The sequence below is a fragment of the Streptomyces deserti genome (genome assembly GCF_054782695.1).
Genome location: NZ_BAAGRZ010000016.1, coordinates 81714 through 105872 on the forward strand (window position 1 = coordinate 81714; position 24159 = coordinate 105872).

At 72.2% G+C, this 24159-nt stretch carries 18 protein-coding genes; 7 read left to right on the forward strand and 11 right to left on the reverse strand.

From position 1 onward, the window contains the following. Positions 1 to 4: 4 nt before the first annotated feature. Genes ACYVMZ_RS24580 through ACYVMZ_RS24595 form a run of 4 tightly spaced genes read left to right on the forward strand, consistent with a single transcriptional unit; the run spans position 5 to position 4956 of the window. On the forward strand, positions 5 to 1516 hold the full coding sequence (locus tag ACYVMZ_RS24580; protein WP_461083140.1) for an ABC transporter substrate-binding protein: 1512 nt from the start codon (positions 5 to 7) through the stop codon (positions 1514 to 1516). After that, on the forward strand, positions 1513 to 3279 hold the full coding sequence (locus ACYVMZ_RS24585; RefSeq protein WP_461083142.1) for an ABC transporter permease subunit: 1767 nt from the start codon (positions 1513 to 1515) through the stop codon (positions 3277 to 3279). The genes ACYVMZ_RS24580 and ACYVMZ_RS24585 overlap by 4 nt, the downstream gene beginning before the upstream one ends. Continuing rightward, positions 3272 to 4237 carry an ABC transporter ATP-binding protein gene (locus ACYVMZ_RS24590; protein ID WP_461083144.1) on the forward strand — a complete coding sequence of 322 codons (966 nt, stop codon included), beginning with the start codon at positions 3272 to 3274 and terminating at the stop codon, positions 4235 to 4237. The genes ACYVMZ_RS24585 and ACYVMZ_RS24590 overlap by 8 nt, the downstream gene beginning before the upstream one ends. Continuing rightward, complete coding sequence (locus ACYVMZ_RS24595) at positions 4234 to 4956, forward strand: ATP-binding cassette domain-containing protein (RefSeq protein ID WP_461083146.1); 723 nt, start codon at positions 4234 to 4236, stop codon at positions 4954 to 4956. The genes ACYVMZ_RS24590 and ACYVMZ_RS24595 overlap by 4 nt, the downstream gene beginning before the upstream one ends. On the opposite strand, the gene ACYVMZ_RS24600 is transcribed toward ACYVMZ_RS24595, so the two are convergent. Then, positions 4910 to 5494 carry a TetR/AcrR family transcriptional regulator gene (locus tag ACYVMZ_RS24600; RefSeq protein ID WP_461083148.1) on the reverse strand — a complete coding sequence of 195 codons (585 nt, stop codon included), beginning with the start codon at positions 5492 to 5494 and terminating at the stop codon, positions 4910 to 4912. The genes ACYVMZ_RS24595 and ACYVMZ_RS24600 overlap by 47 nt on opposite strands. Positions 5495 to 5589: 95 nt before the next feature. Between ACYVMZ_RS24600 and ACYVMZ_RS24605 the strand changes: the two genes are divergently transcribed. Continuing rightward, the gene (locus ACYVMZ_RS24605) at positions 5590 to 7128 is read left to right on the forward strand and encodes an MFS transporter (protein WP_461083150.1); all 1539 of its coding nucleotides are present in this window, start codon (positions 5590 to 5592) and stop codon (positions 7126 to 7128) included. Positions 7129 to 7249: 121 nt separating this feature from the next. On the opposite strand, the gene serA is transcribed toward ACYVMZ_RS24605, so the two are convergent. The 6 genes from serA to ACYVMZ_RS24635 all read right to left on the reverse strand — a co-directional run bounded on the left by serA (position 7250) and on the right by ACYVMZ_RS24635 (position 17238). Further along, positions 7250 to 8839: a phosphoglycerate dehydrogenase gene (serA, locus tag ACYVMZ_RS24610; protein ID WP_461083152.1), complete on the reverse strand. Its 1590-nt coding sequence runs from the start codon at positions 8837 to 8839 to the stop codon at positions 7250 to 7252. Positions 8840 to 9108: 269 nt separating this feature from the next. Further along, on the reverse strand, positions 9109 to 10107 hold the full coding sequence (gene ilvC / locus ACYVMZ_RS24615) for a ketol-acid reductoisomerase (protein WP_461083154.1): 999 nt from the start codon (positions 10105 to 10107) through the stop codon (positions 9109 to 9111). Between the two features lie 120 nt (positions 10108 to 10227). Beyond that, positions 10228 to 10752, reverse strand: a complete 525-nt coding sequence (ilvN, locus tag ACYVMZ_RS24620) for an acetolactate synthase small subunit (RefSeq protein WP_344605993.1) — start codon at positions 10750 to 10752, stop codon at positions 10228 to 10230. Between the two features lie 29 nt (positions 10753 to 10781). Next, positions 10782 to 12632 (reverse strand): acetolactate synthase large subunit, encoded by a 1851-nt coding sequence (locus tag ACYVMZ_RS24625; RefSeq protein WP_461083156.1) that lies wholly within the window; start codon positions 12630 to 12632, stop codon positions 10782 to 10784. A 219-nt stretch (positions 12633 to 12851) separates the two neighbouring features. Further along, positions 12852 to 15860: a putative bifunctional diguanylate cyclase/phosphodiesterase gene (locus ACYVMZ_RS24630; protein ID WP_461083158.1), complete on the reverse strand. Its 3009-nt coding sequence runs from the start codon at positions 15858 to 15860 to the stop codon at positions 12852 to 12854. A gap of 427 nt (positions 15861 to 16287) precedes the next feature. Beyond that, entirely contained in the window at positions 16288 to 17238 is a 951-nt protein-coding gene (locus ACYVMZ_RS24635) for a 2-hydroxyacid dehydrogenase (RefSeq protein WP_461083160.1), read from the reverse strand. A gap of 77 nt (positions 17239 to 17315) precedes the next feature. Between ACYVMZ_RS24635 and ACYVMZ_RS24640 the strand changes: the two genes are divergently transcribed. Beyond that, complete coding sequence (locus ACYVMZ_RS24640; RefSeq protein WP_461083162.1) at positions 17316 to 18314, forward strand: aldo/keto reductase; 999 nt, start codon at positions 17316 to 17318, stop codon at positions 18312 to 18314. A gap of 200 nt (positions 18315 to 18514) precedes the next feature. After that, positions 18515 to 19684 carry a PQQ-dependent sugar dehydrogenase gene (locus tag ACYVMZ_RS24645; RefSeq protein WP_461083164.1) on the forward strand — a complete coding sequence of 390 codons (1170 nt, stop codon included), beginning with the start codon at positions 18515 to 18517 and terminating at the stop codon, positions 19682 to 19684. 50 nt (positions 19685 to 19734) lie between these two features. Here the strand turns inward: ACYVMZ_RS24645 and ACYVMZ_RS24650 are convergent, their stop codons facing one another. The 4 genes from ACYVMZ_RS24650 to ACYVMZ_RS24665 form a co-directional block, all read right to left on the reverse strand. Continuing rightward, the gene (locus ACYVMZ_RS24650; RefSeq protein WP_461083299.1) at positions 19735 to 19929 is read right to left on the reverse strand and encodes a DUF6191 domain-containing protein; all 195 of its coding nucleotides are present in this window, start codon (positions 19927 to 19929) and stop codon (positions 19735 to 19737) included. Between the two features lie 41 nt (positions 19930 to 19970). Further along, positions 19971 to 23027, reverse strand: a complete 3057-nt coding sequence (locus ACYVMZ_RS24655) for a helix-turn-helix transcriptional regulator (RefSeq protein WP_461083166.1) — start codon at positions 23025 to 23027, stop codon at positions 19971 to 19973. A 182-nt stretch (positions 23028 to 23209) separates the two neighbouring features. Beyond that, positions 23210 to 23395 (reverse strand): hypothetical protein, encoded by a 186-nt coding sequence (locus tag ACYVMZ_RS24660; RefSeq protein ID WP_461083168.1) that lies wholly within the window; start codon positions 23393 to 23395, stop codon positions 23210 to 23212. 198 nt (positions 23396 to 23593) lie between these two features. Beyond that, positions 23594 to 24157: a hypothetical protein gene (locus ACYVMZ_RS24665; protein ID WP_461083170.1), complete on the reverse strand. Its 564-nt coding sequence runs from the start codon at positions 24155 to 24157 to the stop codon at positions 23594 to 23596. Positions 24158 to 24159 lie beyond the last annotated feature (2 nt).

The following is a 24159-nucleotide window of genomic DNA, read 5'->3' on the forward strand; positions in this document are numbered from 1 at the left end:
TCCCGTGCGCGTCCCCGCCCGTCTCCTTCCGCTCTCCGCGGTCACCGCGGCCTCCGCCCTGCTGACCGGCTGCTTCTCCTCGGCCGGCACCGAAGGGGCCGCCTCCGGCGACGGCAAGCGCATCCGCGTGGCGATGCTGCAGCCCCCGCGCTCGGGCCTGTCCCCGCTCTCCGACGACGCGTTCAAGCTTTCCCGCTGGTCCACCGCCGAGACGCTGGTGAAGCTGGACGCCGAGGGCGATGCCCGGCCCGCGCTCGCCACCAAGTGGACGCAGTCCGGCAGGACCTGGACCTTCACCCTCCGCGACGGCGTCACCTTCCACGACGGCACCGAGCTCACCGCCGAGGCCGTCGTCAACTCCCTCACCAAGGCCGCCACCGCCTCCCCCAAGCCCCGCATCCTCGACGGCGTGGACCTGACCGCGAAGGCCGGCGGAAACGGCGGAAACGGTGGAAACACAGTCACCGTCACCACCGCCACCGAGGACCCCCTGGTCCCGCAGCGGCTGAGCTCCCCTCAGCTGTCGATCCTGGCGCCCAAGGCGTACAAGGGGAAGACGGTCGACCCGGTCGGTGCCGGCACCGGCCCCTTCGAGCTGACGAAGGTCAACGGCACCTCCTCCGCCGGCCTCGACCGCTACGACGACTACTGGGGCAAGAAGGCCAAGGCCCCCGGCATCGACGTGAAGTTCGTGCCGGACGGCACCGCCCGCGCCGCCGCCCTGCGCAGCGGCGAGGCCGACATCGTCGAGGCGATACCGGTCTCGCAGGCCGCCGTCCTCGACCAGGACCTGATCACCGAGGTCCCGATGCCGCGCACCAACACGCTCTACCTGAACACCGAGAAGGGTGCCTTCACGGAGCCCGCGCTGCGGGCGGCGGCCCGCGAGGCGATCGACGCGGAGGCGATCGTCAAGGGCGTGTACGAGGGACGCGCCGATGTCGCCAAGGGCCTGCTGGGACCGGCGCTTCCGTGGGCGGCCGAGCTGCGGAGGCCCGTCACACGGGCCGCCAAGGCCGGCGACCCCGCCGGGAAGACCATCACCGTCGGCACGTACACCGACCGCTCCGAGATGCCCGAGGTCGCCGCCGCGCTGCAGCAGCAGCTCCAGAAGGCCGGGTTCAAGGTGAAGCTCGACGTCCGTGAGTACGCGAACATCGAGTCCGACGTGCTCGCGGGCAAGTTCGACGCGTTCATCCTCTCCCGGGCCACCGTCCTGGACTCGGGAGACCCGGCCGCCTACCTCTACAGCGACTTCGCCTCCGACGGCACCTTCAACCTCTCGCAGTTCTCCGACAAGGAGGTCGACGCGGCGCTGAAGAAGGCCGCCGCGACCCCCGTCGGGGACGACCGCCGCAAGGCGATCATCGAGGCCGAGGCCGCCGTGCTCGCCGAGGACGCGGCCGTCCCGATGCTGCATGAGCGCGTCATCCAGGGCGACGCCGCCGGTGTCGTGAACGCCGCGCACGACCCGCGCGAGCGTGAGCTCGTCACCGCGGACACGTACGTCAAGTGAAGGCCGTAGCGAGGAAGGTGGTCAGTTGGGCCGGGCTGACCCGCCTGGTCTGTCTCGTCGCCGTCCTGGCCACCGTCGGCCTGCTGCCCTGGCTCTCCCACAAGGACCCGGCGCTCACCGTGCTGCGTGCCCGGTCGGCGGAGCAGGAGGCGACCGACGAGGCCCTGTCCGCGATCCGCGAGGACCTCGGCCTGGACGCCGGTCCCCTTTCCCTGCTGGGCAAGTGGGCGGCCGGCCTGCTGCGCGGCGACCTCGGCACCTCCTGGGTGTCGGGCACCGATGTCCTGCCGTCCGTCGTCTCCGGCCTGCAGGTCTCGCTGGGCCTGATGGGCGCGGCGCTCGGCGTGGCGTTGCTGCTGGCCGCCGCGCTGGTGGCGCCCGTACTGGTCCGGGGACGCGGCTCGGCCGGGGCGTTCGCCGCCATGCTGGCCGCCGTGCCCGAGTTCCTGCTGGCCGTCATCGCGCTGCTGGTGTGCGGCGTGTGGCTGGGATGGCTGCCGACGTCCGGCTGGGCGGGCCCCGAGAACCTGGTCCTGCCCGCGATCGCCCTGGGCGTCCCGGCGGGCGGTCTGCTCGGCCGGCTGGTCGCGGACGCGCTGCCCGCCGTGCTCGACGAACGGTGGGTGGAGCTGTGGCGGGGCGCCGGGGTGAGCCGGCCCCGGATCGCGGGGGCCGCGCTGCGGCGCGTGCTGCCGCCGCTGGTACCGCAGTTCGGCATGGTCGCCGTCGGCCTGACCGGCGGCGCGGTCGCGGTGGAGGTGGTGTTCGCGGTGCCCGGCATCGGGCGCAGCGCCCTCGGCGCGGCCAAGTCGCAGGATCTGCCGCTGCTCCAGGGTTCGGTCCTCGCCCTGCTGCTGCTCGGCCTGGTCGCGGGCGCGCTGGCCGCGCTGCTGCGGCGCCGGCTGCTGGGCCCCGCCCTGCGCGACGCCGGACTGACGCTGCCCCCGGCCCGCCCGGTCCGCGCGCACCCCGCGATCCCGCTGGTGCTCGCCGCCGTCCTGCTGCTCTCCATCGGCTGGGGCCTGCTGCGCGATCCGTACACGGTGGAGACGACCGCCCGCCTCGCCGCCCCCTCCTGGGCGCACCCGCTCGGCACGGACGCCCTCGGCCGCGACGTCCTCGCCCGGCTCGGCCACGGCGCCGCCTCGACGGTCGGCACGTCCGCCGTCATCTGCCTGTTCGCCCTGGTGACCGCGCTGGCGCTGGGCTTCGTCCCCCGTATCGCGGCGGGCGCGGCGGACATCGCCAACGCCCTGCCCCCGGTGATCGTCGGCATCCTGGTCGCGGCGGCCGTCGGACCCGGCACCGGCGGCGCGGCCCTCGCGGTCGCCCTGATCTCCTGGCCGGCGCTGTCCGCGCACGCGGCGGCGCTGGTTCAGGAGGTGCGGGCATCGGCGTTCCTGACCGCCCAACGGGCCATCGGGGCCGGCCCGTTGTGGATCCTCACCCGGCACGTCCTGCCGTCCGTCGCCGCGCCGGTGGCCCGCCACGCCTTGCTGCGCCTGCCCGGCATCGCCCTGGCCCTGGCGTCCCTGGGCTTCCTGGGCCTGGGCGCCCAGCCGCCCGCCCCCGAGTGGGGCCTGCTGCTGGAGGAGTCCCGCGCCTACGTGGAACGCGCTCCGTGGGCCGCCCTCGCCCCGGCGGTGGCGCTGGCCCTGCTGGCGGGGCTGGCGGTGTCGGGGGCGGCGGTCGCCCAGGGCCGGAAGGCCACGCGCGCCACGAACACGCGCGTCACGAAGAAGGAGACTCCCGTCGGTGTCTGACGTCCTGCTCTCGGTACGCGAACTGCGCATCGCCTTCGACGGCGTCGAGGCCGTACGCGGCCTCTCCTTCGACGTCCGTCCGCGCGAAGTGCTCGCGATCGTCGGCGAGTCGGGCGCGGGCAAGTCCCTCACGGCCCGGGCCCTGCTCGGCATGCTGCCGCGCGGCGCCACAACGAGCGGGACGATATCGCCGGACCTCTCCGCCCACCGTGGGCGCCGCATCTCCCTCGTCCCCCAGGACGCCCTGTCCGCCCTCTCCCCCGTTCACCCCGTGGGCGATCAACTCGCCGCCGCCGTACGGTCGGTGGCGCGCGTCTCCCGCAAGGAGGCCCGGGCCCGCGCGGTCGCGGCCCTGGACCGCGTCGGCATCCCGGACGCCGCCCGCACGGCACGGGCGTACCCGCACGAGTACTCCGGCGGCATGCGGCAGCGGGCGGTGATCGCCATGGTGACGATCAACGAGCCCGAGCTCGTCGTCGCCGACGAACCCACCACCGCGCTGGACGAGGACCGCCGCGACCAGGTGCTGCGGGTGCTGGCCGAGCAGCGTGCAGCGGTCGGCGCGGCGCTCGTCCTGGTCACGCACGACATGGACGTCGTACGCGAGCACGCGGACCGCGTCCTGGTCATGTACGCCGGACGTCTCACCGAACTCGGCCCGGCGGACGAGGTGCTGGGCCGCCCCCGGGCCCCCTACACGGCGGGCCTGCTCGCCTCCCTCCCGCGGCACGCACCGCCCGGCCACCGCCTGCCCGCCCTGCGCGGCACCCCGCCCGCCCCGGGCGCTCTGCCGCCGGGCTGCGCGTTCGCCCCGCGCTGCCCGCTCGCGGCGGACGCCTGCCACGAGACGGAACCGGGACCGCGGCAGGCGGCCGGACGCCTGGTGGCATGCCACCGCTGGGAAGAACTCCCCCACCCGGCCACCGAGTTGTTCCTCCAGGAGCGGCAGCCCGCATGAGTGATCCCCTACACCCCCTGCTCGACGTACGCGACCTCGTCGTCCGCTACGGCTCCGTCACCGCCGTGCACGGCATCTCCTTCTCCCTGGCCGCAGGTGAGACCCTCGCCCTGAACGGCCCCTCCGGCTGCGGCAAGTCCTCCACGGCGCTGGCGGTCCTCCAGCTGCGTCGCCCTCAGGCAGGCGAAGTGCGCTTCGAGGGACGGGAGTTGACGAAGCTCACCGAGCGCGAGCTGCGCCCGTTGCGCCCCCGCATGCAGCCGGTCTTCCAGGACCCGTACGGGTCGTTGAGCCCCCGCCACCGCATCCGGGACGCGATCGCGGAACCGCTGAGGGTGCAGGGCCGCTGGCACCCCACCGACGGCCCGGCCCGGGTCGCCGAACTCCTCGACCGGGTCGGCCTGGACCCATCGTACGGCGAGCGCCGGCCGCACGAGCTCTCCGGCGGGCAGTGCCAACGCGCCGGAATCGCACGCGCGTTGGCGTCCGACCCACGCCTGCTGATCCTCGACGAGCCGGTCTCCTCCCTCGACCCCTCGGTCCGGGCCGGCGTGCTCAACCTGCTCGCCGACCTCCAGGACGACCTCGGTCTCGGCTACCTGTTCATCTGCCACGACCGGGCACTCGTACGGCACTTCGCGGACCGGGTGGTCGAGATGGCCGACGGGCGCGTCACCTCCGAGTGGCGGCCTCGATCACCTGACGCAGCCCTGCGGTGAGTTCCTCCGCGCTGGGCGCGGTCTTCGGATCGAAGATCCACTGGGCGATGAGCCCGGTCATCACGGTCATGTAGAACTTGCCGAGGGTGTCCGCGACCTCGTCGGACACATCCTCCTCCCGTCCGCCCATGAGCAGCGGGATGAACCCGCGCCCGGCCTCCCGCTGGGCGCGCGCCAGATGGTCGCGGACCTCGGGCATCTGGTCGCCCATGGTCACGATCTCCATGCTGAGGTGCCACATCGAACCGGGCTCCCGCATGGTGCCGATGACGTTCGCCCACACCTCCTGGAACCGTTCCAGGGAGCCGGGCTCGGTGGTGCTCTCGACGCCGCCGTCGCCCTCGAAGGCGCCGCCCATCCCCTCGACCAGCGACACGTACGCCTGCGCGAGCAAGGCGTCCTTCGAGCCGTAGTGGTAGCCGATCGACGCCAGGTTGGTCCCCGACTCCTTGACGATGTCGCGCGCCGTCGTGCGCGCGAAGCCCTTGGCCAGCAGGCAGCGCTTGGCGCCCTCCAGCAGATCCTCACGGTGTCCCATGAGCCCACCCTACTCCGATGCATACAGACGTCCCATACGACCGTTTTATACGATCGTACTAGACAAGCGTTTAAGACGTGCGTACATTCACCGGCATGACGACGAACCCGACGAGCACCACCCCGCCCGTCCGCGCCGGCCGCCGCGAATGGACCGCGCTCGGCGTGCTGATGCTCCCGCTGCTGCTGGTCTCCATGGACGTCTCCGTCCTCTACTTCGCGATCCCCGAGATCAGCGCGGACCTGGAGCCGAGCGGCACCCAGCAGCTGTGGATCTTCGACATCTACGGCTTCGTCCTGGCCGGCCTGCTGATGACGATGGGTTCGCTCGGCGACCGCATCGGCCGCCGCCGGCTGCTGCTGATCGGCGCGGCCGCCTTCGGCGCCGCCTCCCTGACGGCGGCGTACGCGAACAGCGCCGAGGCCCTCACCGCGGCCCGCGCGGTCCTCGGCATCGGCGGCGCGACCCTGATGCCGTCGACGATGGCGCTGGTCCGCACGATGTTCACGGATCCCGGCCAGCGCGCGCAGGCGATCGGCCTGTGGTCCGGCGTGATGACGGCCGGCATCGCGCTCGGCTCGGTGATGAGCGGAGTCCTCGTCGAGCACTTCTGGTGGGGTTCGGTCTTCCTGGTCAACCTGCCCGCGATGGTGCTGCTGCTGATCCTCGGCCCGGTCCTGCTCCCGGAGTCGAAGAACCCCCGGCCCGGCCGCTTCGACCTGCTGGGGGTGCCGCTGTCGATGGCCGCCGTGCTGCCCGTGATCTACGGTCTGAAGGAGATCGCGTCGCAGGGCTGGAACGTGCGATACGTCGTGTCCGTGACGGTCGGTCTGCTCTTCGCCGCCCTGTTCGTCCACCGGCAGCGCACGGCGGCCTCCCCGCTGATCTCCCCGGCGCTGTTCCGGGGCCACGGCTTCACCCCGGCGGTCGTCCTCAACCTCGTCGCCGCGTTCGGCATGATGGGCTCGGCCTACTTCACGACGCAGTACATCCAGTCCGTGCTGGGCAAGAGCCCCCTGGAGGCCGCGCTGTGGAGCCTGCTGCCGTCGGTGCTCATCGGCTTCACGGGCCCCGTCACGGCCCAGCTCGTCCAGCGGGGCGTGCCCCGTGCGTACGTCGTCGGCGGAGGCTTCGCGGTCACCGCGTGCGGCTACGCGATGCTGGCCCTGACCGGCACGGACTCCCTCTGGCTGCTGCTGGCCGCCTGCGGTGTCCTGGCCTCCGGGGTCGTCGCCGTCATGTCCCAGCTGGCCGACCTGGTCATGAGCGCCGCCCCGGTGGAGAGGGCGGGCGCGGCCTCGTCCCTGCTGGAGACAGGCACGGAGTTCGGCGGCGCACTGAGCATGGCGTTCCTCGGCTCCATCGGTATGGCGGTCTACCGCCACGAGATGCCGTCCTCGGCGCCCGCCGCGGCCCGGGAGACGCTGGGCGGCGCCCTGGCCGTCGCCGACCGGCTGCCGGACCGCGCGGGCGACGCCCTGGCGACTGCGGCGCGGGAGGCGTTCACCAGCGGAATGCACGGAGCGGCGATCACGGGTGTGGTGCTGCTGGTGGGCGCGGCGGGGCTGGCGGTGGTGACGCTGCGGCGGGTGCCGGAGCCCGCGGCGCCGGAGCCGGAGAAGGTGGCCGTCTGACACGGACGGCATACGGCGGACGCCGGGCGGGCTGAGGTTCCTCAGCCCGCCCGGCGTCCGCGTCGATCAGATCAGTTCAGATCAGTTCAGATCGGATCAGATCAGATCAGATCAGATCAGATCAGACCAGGTTCACCGACCGGGCCGAGGTCGCCCCGATCTCCGCGGCGACCTCGGTCAGCACAGCCTGCGGCACCGTGTCGTCGACGGTGAGCACCGCGAGCGCCTCGCCACCGGCCGCCGCCCGCGACACCTGCATCCCGGCGATGTTGATGCCCGACTCGCCGAGGATGCGGCCGACGGTGCCGACGACACCCGGCCGGTCCTCGTACTTCAGCACGACCATGTGGTCGGCGAGCGCGAGGTCGACGTCGTAGTCGCCGACCGCGACGATCTTCTGCAGGTGCTTCGGGCCGGCCAGCGTGCCGGAGACCGAGACCTCCTCGCCGTCGGCGAGGGTGCCGCGCACGGTGACGACGTTGCGGTGGTCGGGCGACTCGGAGCTGGTGGTCAGCCGCACCTCGACACCGCGCTCCTGGGCGAACAGCGGGGCGTTGACGTACGACACCGTCTCGTCGACGACGTCCTCGAAGACACCCTTGAGGGCGGACAGCTCCAGCACCTTCACGTCGTGCTGGGTGATCTCGCCGTACACCTCGACGTCCAGGCGGACCGCGACCTCACCGGCGAGCGCGGTGAAGATCCGGCCGAGCCGCTCGGCGAGCGGCAGGCCCGGCTTGACGTCCTCGGCGATGACACCGCCCTGCACGTTCACCGCGTCCGGGACCAGCTCACCGGCGAGGGCGAGCCGCACCGACCTGGCGACGGCGATACCGGCCTTCTCCTGCGCCTCGTCCGTCGACGCGCCGAGGTGCGGGGTGCACACCACCTGGTCGAACTCGAACAGCGGCGAGTCCGTGCACGGCTCCTTCGCGTACACGTCGAGGCCGGCACCGGCGACCCTGCCCTCCTTGAGGGCGGAGTACAGCGCCTCCTCGTCGACGATCCCGCCGCGCGCCGCGTTGATGATGCGCACGCTCGGCCTGACCTTGCGCAGCGCCTCCTCGCCGATCAGGCCCAGCGTCTCGGGGGTCTTCGGCAGGTGCACGGTGATGAAGTCGGAGACCTCGAGCAGCTCGTCCAGCGACAGCACCTTCACGCCCATCTGCGCGGCCCGGGCGGGCTGCACGTAGGGGTCGTAGGCGACGACCTTCATGCCGAAGGCCGACATGCGCTGTGCGACGAGGGCGCCGATCCGGCCCAGACCCACGACACCCAGGGTCTTCTCCGCCAGCTCGACGCCCGTGTACTTGCTGCGCTTCCACTCGCCGTTCTTCAGCGCGGCATTCGCCTGCGGGATGTTGCGGGCGGTGGCGAGGATCAGACCGCAGGCGAGCTCGGCGGCGGTCACGATGTTCGAGGTGGGGGCGTTGACGACCATCACGCCGGCCTTGGTGGCGGCGGCGACGTCCACGTTGTCCAGGCCGACGCCGGCTCGTGCGACGACCTTGAGTTTGTTCGCGGCGGCGATCGCCTCGGCGTCGACCTTGGTGGCCGAACGGATCAGGATCGCGTCCACGTCGGCGATGGCCGGGAGCAGCTCGGCTCGGTCCGCTCCGTTGCAGTGGCGGATCTCGAAGTCCGGCCCGAGTGCGTCGACGGTGGCGGGCGACAGCTCTTCAGCGATGAGTACGACGGGTTTCGAGCTCACGTGAGTCCTCACAAGTCCAGTGCTGCGGACGGCCGTCCCGACGGCCGCAGGCGGTGGAGGGGTGGTGGCCGCGTGGAAGACGCACGACGCTGTGGGCCTGACGCGTATTAGTGCAGCAGTGTAGTGGCGCCGAGGGCATCGTCCTGCGCCGCTTCGGAAGGATCACCCGTCTGTGGCTGGACGGGGTGGACAACGCCATACCTCCGACGTTACCCGGGGTTCGCCGAAGGGGCCGGAGCATGCTGCTCCGGCCCCTTCGGGCGGTCGGCTTACGCCTCCTCGTTGACCCAGCTCATGAGCTTGCGCAGCTCCTTGCCGGTGGTCTCCAGCAGGTGCTCGGAGTCCTGCTGCTTGTACTCGTTGTACTTCTTCAGACCGCCGTGGTACTCGTCCATCCACTTCTGGGCGAACGAGCCGTCCTGGATCTCGGCGAGGACCTTCTTCATCTCGGCCTTGGTGGCGTCGGTGATGATGCGCGGGCCGGTGACGTAGTCGCCCCACTCGGCGGTCTCGGAGATCGACCAGCGCATCTTCTCCAGGCCGCCCTCGTACATGAGGTCGACGATCAGCTTCAGCTCGTGCAGGCACTCGAAGTAGGCGATCTCCGGCTGGTAGCCGGCCTCGGTCAGCGTCTCGAAGCCCGCCTTGACCAGCGCGGCCGTGCCACCGCAGAGGACGGCCTGCTCACCGAACAGGTCGGTCTCGGTCTCCTCGGTGAAGGTCGTCTTGATGACGCCGGCGCGGGTGCCGCCGATGCCCTTGGCGTACGACAGGGCCAGCGCGAAGGCGTTGCCCGTGGCGTCCTGCTCGACGGCCGCGATACAGGGAACGCCGCGGCCCTCCTCGTACTGGCGGCGCACCAGGTGGCCCGGGCCCTTCGGGGCGACCATGCAGACGTCGACGCCGGCCGGGGGCTTGATGAAGCCGAAGCGGATGTTGAAGCCGTGGCCGAAGAACAGGGCGTCGCCGTCGTTCAGGTTCGGGGCGATGTGCTCCTCGTAGACCTGGGCCTGGATCGGGTCCGGGACGAGGATCATGATGACGTCGGCCTCGGCGGCGGCCTCGGAGGGGGTCACCACGCGCAGGCCCTGCTCCTCGGCCTTGGCCTTGGACCTGGAGCCCTCGTGCAGACCGACGCGCACGTCGACGCCGGAGTCGCGCAGCGACAGGGCGTGGGCGTGGCCCTGGCTGCCGTAACCGATGACCGCGACCTTGCGGCCCTGGATGATGGACAGGTCGGCGTCGGCGTCGTAGAACAGCTCGGCCACTTTGGGTTCTCTCCTTGGGAGTGCAGGTGTTGCGTCCCACCGTATGACGGTGGGGTGACGGGAGGTTTCGGGGTCTCGGAATACGGGCGGCCGGAATCCCCCGGCCGCCCGAACGCGTCCTTACGCCGACCGGTCCAGGGCGCGCAGCGACCGGTCCGTGATCGAACGGGCGCCGCGGCCGATCGCGATCGTGCCGGACTGGACGAGCTCCTTGATGCCGTACGGCTCCAGCATCTTGAGCATCGCGGACAGCTTGTCGCTGCTGCCGGTGGCCTCGATGGTGACGGCCTCCGGGGAGACGTCGACGGTCTTGGCGCGGAACAGCTGGACGATCTCGACGATCTGGGAGCGCGTCTCGTTGTCGGCGCGCACCTTCACCAGGACGAGTTCGCGCTGCACGGCCTGCGCCGGGTCCAGCTCGACGATCTTGAGCACGTTGACGAGCTTGTTGAGCTGCTTCGTCACCTGCTCCAGGGGCAGGTCCTCGACGTTCACCACGATGGTGATGCGGGAGATGTCGGGGTGCTCGGTGACGCCGACGGCGAGCGAGTCGATGTTGAAGCCGCGGCGGGAGAACAGTGCGGCGATCCGGGCGAGGATGCCCGGCGTGTTCTCCACCAGGACGGAGAGCGTGTGCTTGGACATGTCTGGTTGCTCTTCCTTGCCTGTTGAAGTCAGTCGTCTTCGTTGTCGCCGAAGTCGGGGCGGACGTCCCGGGCGGCCATGATCTCGTCGTTGGAGGTGCCGGCGGCGACCATCGGCCAGACCATCGCGTCCTCGTGGACGATGAAGTCGACCACGACCGGGCGGTCGTTGATGGAGTTCGCCTCTTCGATGACCTTGTCGAGGTCGGCGGGGTCCTCGCAGCGAATGGCGTAGCAGCCCATGGCCTCCGACAGCTTCACGAAGTCGGGGACGCGGGTGCCCTGGCTCGGCTGCTTGCCGTCCGCCTCGGGACCGCTGTGCAGCACGGTGTTGGAGTACCGCTGGTTGTAGAAGAGGGTCTGCCACTGGCGGACCATCCCGAGGGCGCCGTTGTTGATGATGGCGACCTTGATCGGGATGTTGTTCAGGGCGCAGGTGGTGAGCTCCTGATTGGTCATCTGGAAGCAGCCGTCGCCGTCGATCGCCCAGACCGTGCGGTCCGGTGCGCCGGCCTTGGCGCCCATGGCGGCCGGGACGGCGTAGCCCATGGTTCCGGCGCCGCCGGAGTTCAGCCAGGTGCCCGGCTTGTCGTACTCGATGAAGTGGGCGGCCCACATCTGGTGCTGGCCGACGCCCGCCGCGAAGATCGTGCCCTCGGGGGCGAGCCGGCCGATGCGCTCGATGACCTGCTGCGGGGAGAGCGAGCCGTCGTCGGGCTGGTCGTAGCCGAGCGGGTAGGTCTCGCGCCAGCGGTTGAGGTCGCTCCACCAGGCGGTGTAGTCGCCCTGGTGGCCCTCGCTGTGCTCCTTCTGCACGGCCTGGATCAGGTCGGCGATGACCTCGCGGGCGTCCCCGACGATCGGCACGTCGGCGGCGCGGTTCTTGCCGATCTCGGCCGGGTCGATGTCCGCGTGGACGATCTTGGCGAACGGGGCGAAGCTGTCCAGCTTGCCGGTGACACGGTCGTCGAAGCGGGCGCCGAGAGCGACGATCAGGTCGGCCTTCTGGAGGGCGGTGACGGCGGCCACCGAGCCGTGCATGCCGGGCATGCCCAGGTGCTGCGGGTGGTTGTCGGGGAACGCGCCGAGTGCCATCAGCGTGGTGGTGACGGGCGCGCCGGTCAGCTCGGCGAGGACCTTCAGCTCGGCGGTGGCCCGGGCCTTGAGCACGCCGCCGCCGACGTACAGCACGGGCCGGCGGGCCTGGGTGATCAGCTTGGCGGCCTCGCGGATCTGCTTGGCGTGCGGCTTGGTCACCGGGCGGTAGCCGGGCAGGTCCATGGTGGGCGGCCAGGAGAAGGTGGTCTTCGCCTGGAGGGCGTCCTTGGCGATGTCGACGAGGACCGGGCCCGGGCGGCCGCTGGAGGCGATGTGGAACGCCTGCGCGATCACGCGCGGGATGTCCTCCGCCTTGGTCACCAGGAAGTTGTGCTTGGTGATCGGCATGGTGATGCCGACGATGTCCGCCTCCTGGAAGGCGTCCGTGCCGATCGCCTTGGACGCGACCTGGCCGGTGATCGCGACCAGCGGCACCGAGTCCATGTGGGCGTCCGCGATCGGGGTGACCAGGTTGGTGGCACCGGGGCCGGACGTCGCCATGCAGACACCGACCTTGCCGGTGGCCTGCGCGTAGCCGGTGGCCGCGTGACCGGCGCCCTGCTCGTGGCGGACCAGGACGTGGCGCACCCTGGTGGAGTCCATCAGCGGGTCGTAGGCCGGAAGGATCGCACCGCCGGGAATGCCGAATACCGTGTCGGCGCCGACCTCCTCGAGAGAGCGGATGAGGGACTGCGCGCCCGTGACGTGCTCGGGGGCGGAGTGCTGTCCTGAGGATCGGGGCCGCGGCTGCGGGTGAGGGGCCCCGGTGGCCTGCTCGGTCATCGGCATTCTCTTCTCGATGCTGAGGGTTTTTGCGAAGTTTGGGAGAAGTGCGGCTGCTGCCTGTGCAACAAAAAACCCCTCGTGCCATAAGGCAAGCGAGGGGAGCGCGCCGGGTGGGGTCGCTGAGCGATCGAGGGCTCAGCGTCAGCCGACGCGCTGTCCAAGTACGAGAATTCGGGTGCGCATGGCACAGACCCTCCCCCCGGCACGCACTCACTGTCAAGTGGGTGGGACGGGAGTCTCATTATGTGAACGCAGGGCGGTCCCGCCTCCGATGACGGCGGACACACCCCCGGTGTTCACGCCCCCGGTGTACACCCGCGGGGCGCCGCCCGCGAACGCGGGCTCCGCCGGTCCGTGCGGCACCGGATAGCGGCCGTTACCGAGCGCCCGGCGCAGCCGGTACTCGTCCAGCGGCCCGGAGAACGCCATGCCCTGCCCGTGCGTGCACCCCATCGCGCGCAGGGCGACGACCTGCTCCGGCTGGTCGACCCCGTCGGCCACGGACTGCAGTCCGAGGTCGGTGGCGATGCGCAGCAGCCCACTGGTGATCTTGTGCAGCCGCGCGGACTCGACGACGCCCTCGACCAGGCTGCGGTCGAGTTTCAGCACGTCGACGGGGAGCCGCCTGAGAGCCGTGATCGCCGCGCAGCCGCTGCCGAACCCGTCCAGCGCGATCCGGACGCCGACCCGCCTGAGGGCGTTCAGGCGGCGCTCCAACTCGTCGAGACAGACCCGGGGATCGGTGTCGGACAGCTCGATGACCAGCGACCCGGGCGGCAGTCCGTGCCGGGTCAGCAGCGCCTCGATCGAGCCGAGCGGCATCGACCGGTCCAGCAGTCGGAGGGGGCTCGTACGGACGACCACGGGCACGGACTGGCCCGCCGCGTGCCGCTCGGCGGCCTGCTCGACGGCCTCCTCCAGCATCCACCGGCCCAGCTCGGCCGTCTTGTCGCTGTCCTCGGCCACGCGCAGGAACTCCGCGGGCGTGAAGAGCACCCCTTGCGAGGAGCGCCAGCGCGCCTGCGCGTACACCGACGTGATCCGGCCGTCCGCCAGGCACACCACCGGCTGGTGCAGCAGCGCGAACTCGCCGTCGTGCAGTGCCGCACGCAGACGCGTGGCCAGCTCCGCCTTGCGTACGACGTCCTGCTGCATCTGCGGCTTGTACAGCTCGACGCGGCCCTTGCCGCCGGCCTTGGCGCGGTACATGGCGAGGTCGGCGTTGCGCAGCAGCTCACCCGTGCCGAGGCCCGGCTCGGCGAAGGCGACGCCGATGGAGGCGTTGACGCGGACATCGTTGCCGTCGATGACGTACGGCTGCGACAGCGTCACCCTCAGGCGGTCGGCGAGCTCCAGGATGTCCCGTTCGCGGGCGGCGCGGTCGCGTGTGTTGTCCCCGACGATGAGGGCCGCGAACTCGTCACCGCCCAGCCGGGAGGCCGTGTCGCCCTGCCGGACCGCGTCCTGGAGTCTGCGGGCGGCCTGGACGAGCAGTTCGTCCCCGGCCTGGTGCCCGATCGTGTCGTTGACGGCCTTGAAGCCGTCGAGGTCGATGAAGAGCACGGCCGTGTTGCGCAGGGCGAGGCCCCGGTCGGAGGCGCGGCGGCCGGACAGCGCCTGCTGGACGCGCTTGGTGAACAGGGCGCGGTTGGGCAGGTCGGTGAGCGGGTCGTGCTCGGCGTTGTGCTGCAACTGCGCCTGCAGCCGCACTCTTTCGGTCACGTCCCGGCTGTTGAAGATGAGGCCGCCGTGGTGGCGGTTGATGGTCGATTCGACGTTCAGCCAGCCGCCGTCGCCGGACCGGAAGCGGCACTCGATGCGCGTAGTGGGTTCCTCGACGGGGTCTGCGGCGAGGAAGCGGCGCACCTCGTGCACGACGCAGCCCAGGTCCTCCGGGTGGATGAGGTTGGCCAGTTCCGTCCCCACCAGCTCCTCCGCGGAGCGGCCGTAGACACCGGCGGCGGCCGGGGAGACGTACCGGAGGATGCCGTTGGGCGCGGCGATCATGATGACGTCGCTGGAGCCCTGCACCAGGGAACGGAAGTGGTTCTCCTTCTGCGCCAGCTCCTGGGTGAGGGTGATGTTGTCGAGCAGCATGATCCCCTGCCGCACGACCAGCGCGAGCACCACCGTGCCGCCGGTGATCAGCACCACGCGGTCGACGCTGCGGCCGTTGAGGACGTTGTAGAGGATCCCCAGCGTGCACACGGCGGCCGCGAGGTACGGCGTGAGGGCGGCGAGGGAGCCGGCGATGGGCCGGGCGGCCGGATACCGGCCCTGCTCGCCTCCCGGCGCGGGCAGGTGGTGGTTCGGTCCCCTGCGCTGCCCGGGCACGTGCTCGTGCACCACGCGCGCGTGCCCCTCGTCCTCCGGCTGTCCGCCCGGGCGCCCCGCCCACGGTGCGTACGCGAGGAGCAGCGAACCGGCGAACCAGCCCGCGTCGAGGAGCTGGCCGGAGCGGTAGCTGTCGTGCATCAGCGGCGAGATGAACAGGGCATCGCACATCACGGTCAACGCGAGCCCGCCGACCGCCGTGTTGACCGCGGTGCGGTTCACCGCCGAGCGACGGAAGTGCAGCGCGAGCACCATGCTGACCAGGGCGATGTCGAGCAGCGGGTACGCCAGCGACAGCGCGGTGTGCGCCACCTCCGGCCCCTCCGACTTCGCGGCCTGGGCGAGCGCCAGGCTCCACGCCAGGGTGAGCAGCGAGCCGCCGATCAGCCAGGCGTCCAGCGCGAGGCAGACCCAGCCGGCCTTCGTCACCGGCCGCTTGGCGAGCACCAGCAGCCCCACGATGGCAGGCGGCGCGAAGCACAGGAAGAACAGGTCGGCGTAGGAGGGGGTGGGCACGGGCTGCCCCAGGACGACCTCGTACCACCCCCAGACCAGGTTGCCCAGGGCCGCCATCGTCGAGGAGAGGCCGAACAGCAGCCAGGCGGGGCGGAAGCGGGTGTGGCGGCTGCGGGCGTACAGGACGCAGGACACGGCGGCGGTGCCCGCCGCGGCGCTCAGCCCGAAGTCGCCCATGATCAGCGCGAGGCGGTCCGAGCCCCAGCCGAGCGCGGCACCGACGGCGTAGGTCGCGCAGACCAGGGCCAGGACGAGTTGGGGGACCGTGCCCGGCCGGCGAACAGAGGCCGACGACGGACGGGGCGGCAGCGCCCCCGGCGAAGGCTGTGCCCGCAGCGCTCCGTCGAGGGTGGGGGTGGGAGACGGCGCGCTCACCGTGACCTCCCGGTCCGCGCCGCTCCCGGGTCCCGCGGGTCCCGGTGCGCTGGGTGGGCATGCCTCCTGCGGAGGCCCTGCCTGCGGTGGTCAGAGCTCTGACTGCTGCTGTGGTGGCCGCTGTGAGGGGTGTGGTGGCCTCCGTGGTCGCCGTGGTGACCGCCTCTGCGCGCGGCAGCGCGCCAGGGTCGCAGCCGACTGCCCCGCCGCGTCGGATCGCTCGTCCATAGGCCGTGCATCGCCCGTCGCCCCCCTCACAGTCTGAAGTGCTCCATCCCCGGCGCCGAACGGTGCGCGGCGCAGCCCCTGTCGGGACGATACACCAGTCTCGTCACTCAGCGACATAGGTTCTCTACTCTCCGTGACGATCAGTCCGAATACGAGTACCCACCGCGTCCAGACGATTGCGGACGGTACCCGAAGTGGATTACGCGCCTGTTGCGCCCGTCGTCAGGATCACGTTCCGCAGCGGCTCCCGGTTCATGAAACGCCTCAACTGGTCCACCAACAGCCGCCCGGCGCGCGGCAGGAAGGCGGAGGTGGGCCCGCCGACGTGCGGGCTGATGAGCACGCCCGGCGCACGCCACAAGGGGTGTTCGGCGGGCAGCGGCTCCGGATCCGTGACGTCGAGAGCCGCGGTGATGCGGCCGGTCTCCAGCTCGGCGAGCAGGGCCTTGGTGTCGACGACGGGCCCTCGGGCGACGTTCACGAGGAGCGCGCCGTCCTTCATCCGCGCCAGGAAATCCGCGCCGGCCAGGCCGCGGGTGGCCTCGGTGAGCGGCGTGGAGAGGATGACGACGTCCGCTTCCGGGAGGAGGGAAGGCAGTTCGGTGAGCGGGTGCACCGGCCCGCGCGCCGTGGTGCGCTCGGAGCGCGCGACGCGCGCCACCCGCGCCACCTCGAACGGAACGAGCCGGTCCTCGATCGCCGCGCCGATCGAGCCGTATCCCACGATGAGCACGTTCTTGTCCGCCAGCGCGGGCCGGAACCCGCCCAGCCACTCCCCTGTGTCCTGCGCCCGGACGAAGTCGGGGATGCCGCGCAGCGAGGCCAGGATCAGCGCGAGCGTGAGTTCCGCGGTGCTGGCCTCGTGCACCCCGCGCGCATTGCACAGCAGCACGCCCGGCCGCAGATGCTTCAGCCCCGGCTCCACGTGGTCGATGCCGGCCGACAGCGTCTGCACGACCTGGACGGAGCTCATGTGCGGCAGGGGGCGGACGCACAGCGGGCTGGGCTTCATGTAGGGGACGACGTAGAAGGCACAGTCGGCCGGGTCCGCGGGGAAGTCCTCGGCACCGTCCCAGAAGCGGTAGTCGGGCCCCTCGGGGAGCCCCTCGATCTCGTCCGGCGGGATGGGCAGCCACACGTCAGCAGTCATGCTTCGGAGGCTATGTCAGGAGCGTCGGGCGGCAGAGGTTAGGTTGGGGTGGCCGTACGAGGGAGGGTCACGACCAGGTGGAGCGCAGGACGATCGGGGCGGCGGCACTCGCGGTGGGGGCCGTCGGACTCGGGTGCATGCCGATGAGCTGGGCGTACAGCGCGTCGCGGCAGCGCGGCGAGGAGTCGCTCAGGGCGGTGCACCGGGCGCTCGACCTGGGCTCGACCCTGCTGGACACGGCCGACATGTACGGCCCGTTCACCAACGAGCTGTTGCTGGGGCGGGTGTTGAAGGAGCGGCGGGCCGACGCGTTCGTGTCGACGAAGGTCGGTCTGCTGGTGGGCGACCAGCACATCGTGGCCAACGGCCGCCCCGGGTACGTCAAGCGGGCCTGCGACGCGTCCCTGCGCCGCCTGCAGACGGACGTCATCGACCTCTACCAGCTGCACCGGGCGGACCCGGAGGTTCCGGTGGAGGAGACCTGGGGCGCGATGGCGGAGCTCGTCCAGGCCGGAAAGGTACGGGCGTTGGGACTGTGCGCGGTGGGCGCCCGGTCGGCCCGGCGGCCCGGGGCGCGGCTGCATGACGCGACGATCCGGCAGCTGGAGCGGGTGCAGCAGGTCTTCCCCGTGAGCGCGGTGGAGGCGGAGCTGTCGGTGTGGTCGTCGGAGGCGCTGGAGGCGCTGCTGCCGTGGTGCGAGGCGCGCGGCGTCGGCTTCCTCGCCGCGATGCCGCTCGGCAACGGCTTCCTGACCGGCACGCTGACGCCCGGCGAGGGCTTCGAGGCGGACGACGTCCGGGCCCGGCACCCCCGCTTCACGGCCGAGATGATGGCCGCGAACCAGCCGATCGTGGTGGGCCTGCGCCGGATCGCGTCCCGCCACGGCGAGCACGTCACCCCGGCCCAGGTGGCACTGGCGTGGGTGCTGGCCCAGGGCCGGCACGTGGTGCCGGTGCCGGGCACCAAGCAGGAGCGGTGGGTCACGCAGAACGCGGCCGCGGCGGACCTGCGCCTGACGCCGGAGGACCTGACGGAGGTGGCGGAGCTGCCGGCGGCGCAGGGGTCGTGGGACTGAAGCCCCGCATGTGGCGGGGAGGCCCCGCACGTGGTGCGTGGAAACCGCGTGTGAGGGGCGGAAACCCCGTGTGCAGTGCACGTGTGAGGGGCGGAAACCCCGTGTGTGGTGGGTGTGCCGCTGGTTCGGGTTTCGGTGATCGGGAACCTGTGAGGCGCGAGCGGTGTAAGACAGGTAGAACCCGCCGCGTCGAAGGGACCATGATCGTGCAACGTCGAGCCGTGACGGCCGTGTTGGCCGCGGCCACGCTCCTGCTGACGGCCGGCTGCTCCTCCGACGACGGAGGATCGTCGGGCGGCGTCGGGAACGCGCCCCCGAGCAGTACGGCCGGGCAGGCGAAACCCTCGGAACAAGCCACCGAACAGGCACCTCCCGCGAAGGGCTCGGTGAAGGTGGTCCGCACGGTCGCCACGGGCCTGCGGAGCCCCTGGGGCCTGGCCCCGCTGCCGGACGGCGACCTGCTCGTCTCCTCCCGGGACGACGGGACGATCATCCGCGTCGACGGCAGGACGGGCCGGAAGACGGAGCTGGGCGAGGTGCCGGGCGTCTCCCCGGCCGGCGAGGGCGGCCTGCTCGGCATCGCGCTCTCCCCCGACTACGCCTCGGACCACATGGTCTACGCGTACTTCACCTCGGCCTCGGACAACCGCATCGTCCGCATGCTGTACGACGACAAGAAGCCCTCCGGCGAGCAGCTGGGCGCGCCCGACACGGTCTTCAAGGGCATCCCCAAGGGCGTGGTCCACAACGGCGGCCGGATCGAGTTCGGCCCGGACAAGCTGCTGTACGTGGGCACGGGCGAGAGCGGTGACACGGGCCTGTCCCAGGACAGGGACTCCGTGGGCGGCAAGATCCTGCGCCTGACCCCGGAGGGCGAGCCGGCCCCCGGGAACCCGTTCCCGGACTCCCCCGTCTACTCGTACGGCCATCGCAATGTGCAGGGTCTGGCCTGGGACACCAAGCAGCGCCTGTTCGCCTCGGAGTTCGGGCAGGACACCTGGGACGAGCTGAACGCGATCAAGCCGGGTGACAACTACGGCTGGCCCCAGGCCGAGGGCCGGTCCGACGACACGGACTTCCACGACCCGATAGCCCAGTGGACCACGGCGGAGGCCTCCCCCAGCGGCATCGCCTACGCCGAGGGCTCGATCTGGATGGCGGGCCTGCGCGGACAGCGCCTGTGGCGCATCCCCCTGAAGGGCACGGAGGCCTCGGCGGACCCGCAGGCCTTCCTCGAGGAGGAGTACGGCCGGCTGCGCACGGTGGTCCCGGCGGGCGGCGACAAGCTGTGGCTGACGACCAGCAACACGGACGGCCGGGGCAACCCGAAGGACGACGACGACCGGATCCTGGAGGTGCGGGTGAGGTAGCACCGGGCCCTGGGCAGGCGGGGGCGGCAGCAGTCACGCGGCCCCGGCGCTCAGTCCTCCAAGGACTCCGCTTCGGATCCGGGCTGTGCGGGTGGCCGTACGACGACCTTCCCGGACGTGAGGTCTATCGGCCCGCGTCCGGGGTCGCCGTCCCCGACGTCCTCACGGGTCAGCTCCAGCCGGTTCTGCTCGTCGCGGGTGTGCTTGCGGCCGGGTGCGAACAGTTCCTCGAAGACGTTGAACACGAAGGCCTCCCTCGGCCGCGGCATCCCTGACAGCGTAAGCCTCAGCCCGCGCTCCGGGACGTGAGTGTTTCGGCCGGGAACAGTCCCACCCGGTGGGCCACCGCCGCCGCCTCGCCCCGGCCCGAGACGCCGAGCTTGGCGAGGATGTTGGAGACGTGGACGCTGGCCGTCTTCGGGGAGATGAAGAGTTCCTCGGCGATCTGGCGGTTGGTGCGGCCGGCGGCGACCAGGCGCAGGACGTCGCGTTCCCGGCTGGTGAGGCGGAGCGCCTCGACGGGGTCGGCGGGGGCGAGGGCCGCCTCCGGGGCGTGGCTGATCGGGAGGCGGGCGCGCTGGGCGAGCAGCTCGGCGGCCTCGGCGAGCGGCCGGGCGCCGAGGTGGCCGGCGACGGCGTGGACGAGGCGGAGGAGTTCCGTGGCGCGGGCCCGCTCGTCCTCGCCCGGGCCGGAGGCCAGGAGCGCCTCGGCGAGACGGAAGCGGACGCGCGCGAGATCGTACGGCCGCTCCAGCGGCTCCATGGCGGCGACGGTTTCGAACCACTCCTCCGGTGCCGTCCGGCCCTCGGCGCGCAGCAGTTCGGCGCGCAGCCACTGGTCGTGCGCCCGCCAGACGGGGACGCCGGTGGCCAGGGTCTTCGCGGCCTTGCGGATGCGTTCGAGGATGTCCGGGCGATCGGGTTCGGCGGCAGGGAGCCCGTAGGCGTCGGCCTCGGCGGTGGCGGCGGTGAGCAGCAGCGGCCAGCCGTAGCGCTGGGTGCCGGGCGGGAAGCCGACCGCGAGGACGGTGAGCAGTTCCGCTCGGGCATCCGCGAGGCGGCCCTGGGCCGCGGCCACCCCGATGGCTATGGAGCTCATCGGCAGCGTGTACTGCGGCATGGGGTCGTGGGTGCCGAAGCAGGAGCGGGCGGCGCTCAGATGGCGGGCGGCCTCGGTCAGGTCGCCCCGGTCGAGGGCGAGGTGGGCCAGCCGCATCAAACCTCCGGAGCGCGGCTTGGCGCTCTGCTCGACGCGCTGGGCGTTGGTCGCGGCCTCGGCGGCCTCCTCCCAGCGGCCGAGCGAGTGCAGCGACTCGGCGAGGTTGCCCCACACCCAGCCGTCGGAGTCCAGCCGGCCGAGCCTGCGGGTGAGCCGGACGCCCTCCTGAAGGATGCCGACCGCCTCCTTGGAGCGGCCGACGCCCTCCAGCACCGAGGGCAGGTTGATGTAGCTGCGGCTGAGCACGCCGGTCGCGCCCAGCTCCGCCGCCCGGTCCTTGACCTCGTACATCTCGGCGAGCCCGCGGTCGATGTCGCCCGCGTCGGTCATGAGGCCCCCGAGGGTGAGCCGGGCGTTGAGCTCGATGTCGTGGGCGCCGACCATACGGGCGTACTCGACGGCACGCTCGGCGGCGGCCATGGCCTCGGGGCCCGGCTCGTGCAGCATCGACCAGCCCGCGACCATGGCGAGCACCTCGGCGTGCACCTCGGAGGGGGGCAGTCCGCGCACCAGGTCCTGGGCGGTGGCGAGCTCCGCCCAGCCGTCGCCGCGGGCCAGGCCCTGGGTGAGCCGGGAGCGCTGCACCCAGAACCAGGCGGCCCGCACCGGGTCCGGTTCCTCCTCCAGGAGCCGCAGGGCGCGCTTGGTGATCTTCAGGGCGCGTTCCCGTTCCCCGCACAGCCGTCCGGCGACGGCGGCCTCGGCCATCAGGTCGAGGTAGCGCAGCGGGGTGGTGGCCGGGTCGCAGCCGCAGGGAGGGTAGACCTCGGTGTAGTCGGCCGGGCGCAGGGTCTGCCGTACCTCGGCGGGGACGGCGTCCCACAGCTCCATCGCCCGTTCCAGGAGCCGTAGTTGCTCGGAGTAGGCGTGGCGGCGGCGGGCCTCGACGGAGGCGTCGAGGACGGCGGGCAGGGCCTTGGCGGCGTCGTGGGCGTGGTACCAGTAGCTGGCCAGGCGCATGACCCGTTCGTCGGCGGGGACGAGCGTCGGGTCGGCCTGAAGGGCTTCGGCGTAGCGGCGGTTGAGGCGGGAGCGTTCGCCGGGCAGGAGGTCGTCGCTGACGGCCTCGCGGACCAGGGAGTGGCGGAAGCGGTAGCCGTCGCCGCCGGGTGCGGCGCTGAGGATGTTGGCGTTGACGGCGGCCCGCAGCGCCTCGATGAGGTCGTCCTCGGCGAGCCGGGCGACGGCGGCCAGCAGCCGGTACTCGACGGTGGAGCCGCCCTCGGCGACGATCCGGGCGACCCGCTGGGCGCTCTCCGGCAGGCCCTCGACGCGTACCAGGAGCAGGTCGCGCAGGGTGTCGGTGAGGCCGGTGCGGCAGCCCTCGTGGGCGGCGACGGCGAGTTCCTCGACGAAGAAGGCGTTGCCGTCGGAGCGTTCGAAGATCTCGTCGACCTGGGCCGGCTCGGGTTCGTGGGCGAGGATGCCGGCGATCTGGCGGCCCACCTCGTCACGGGTGAAGCGGCTCAGCTCGATACGGCGGACCGTGCGCAGCCGGTCGAGTTCGGCGAGCAGGGGCCGCAGCGGGTGGCGGCGGTGGATGTCGTCGGAGCGGTAGGTGGCGAGGACGACGAGGCGGCCGGTGCGCAGGGTGCGGAAGAGGTAGGCGAGCAGGTGGCGGGTGGAGGCGTCCGCCCAGTGCAGGTCCTCAAGGACGAGGGCGACGGTGTGGTCGGCGGCGACCCGCTCCAGCAGGCGGGCGGTGAGTTCGAAGAGGCGGGCCATGCCCTCCTCGTCGTGCCGGGCGGCGTCCCGGCCGGCGGCCGTGCCGAGTTCGGGCAGCAGCCGGCCGAGTTCCTCCTCCTGGCCGGCGGCCGCGGCGGCGAACGGGGCGGGCATTTCGCGGCGCAGGGCGCGCAGCGCGGTGGAGAAGGGGGCGAAGGGCAGCCCGTCGGCGCCGATCTCGACGCAGCCGCCGAGCGCGACGAGCGCGCCCCCGCGGCGGGCGGCGCCGGCGAACTCCTCGACGAGGCGGGTCTTGCCGACGCCGGCCTCGCCGCCGATCAGCACCGCCTGCGGCTCGCCCGCGGCGGCACGGGCGAGCGCGTCGTTCAGCGTGTCCAACTCGCCGGTGCGGCCGACGAACACGGGACTGACGGACCTGGTCTCCACGGTCCCGAGCATCGCACGCGGGGCGGGCGGAGCGGCACCGAGTTTCGGGAGGACGGCCGCCGGTCCCGCGGGGAGGGCAGGTGTCGTACCGGCGTGCCCGGGTGGGCGCGTACCGGTGCCTCCGGCAGGGCGCGTACCGGTGCCCTGGGGAGGACGGCCGTCCCCCGCGCGGCCGTCCTCCCCCGCCCCGGCGGTCACGCGGCCCGGGCGAACCAGTGCCGGCGGGAGCGGCGGGTATGGCTGTCGGCCTCGGAGGTGCGTCGTGCCGCTTCCCGGCGGGCGGCGCGGCGGGCCCGGACGGCCTCGCGGACCAGCCGCTGGTGCTCGGCCCGGCGGATGAGGTCGGCGGAACGGGACTGCTGGAACTCGTACGCGTACACGGCGTCTCCCTGGTGAGAGGTAGGTTTCCGGCTTCGCTCGCTGCGATGCCTCCACCTTCGTCTCCCAGGTGGGGCGGCCACATCGGGAGAGTTCCGCATCTTCGGCGGCGGTCGGGGGCCTTAGACGCGCATGAGGGGTCTCAGGGCCTCCGTAAGGTGCGTACGGAGGGCCTAAGACCCCTCAGGGCCTGCGGTGACTCAGCTCGTGGAGGGCAGTCCGAGCAGGACGTCGGTGTACTTGAGGACGGCCAGGAACAGGCCGATGACGCCGATCGAGACGCCCGCCCAGGCGACCGACTTGATCCACGGGGCCTGCGTCCGGCCGGGCGCCCCGAAGGCGGGCCGGGCGAGCACCACGACGCCGACGATCAGCGCGGTGAGCGCGAACAGGCCGCCCCACAGCGCGCTGGTCTGCCAGGCGTCGCCGTACACCTCCTTGACCTGCTTGGCGACGCCCGCGGAGGACGCGGTCTGAAGCTGGCCGATGAGGGTCTCGCGCGCGGCGGCCACGGTGCCGACCCAGCTGCCGGTCAGCGAGACGATGCCGAGGGCGACGGAGACGACGGCACCCGCCCCCTGTCCGACGCCGGAGGGGCCTTCCTCCCGGCTCTCGGGCTGCTCGGCGCCGCCCTCGGACCCGGTCACGTCGTCGGACGTGTTCACGTCGTCGGACCCGGCGTCGTCGGACTTGGTGGTGTCCACCGCCTCCTCGTCGGTCCTGGCCTCGGCGGCCTCGGTCTCGTCCACTGCTTTCGTTGCCATGC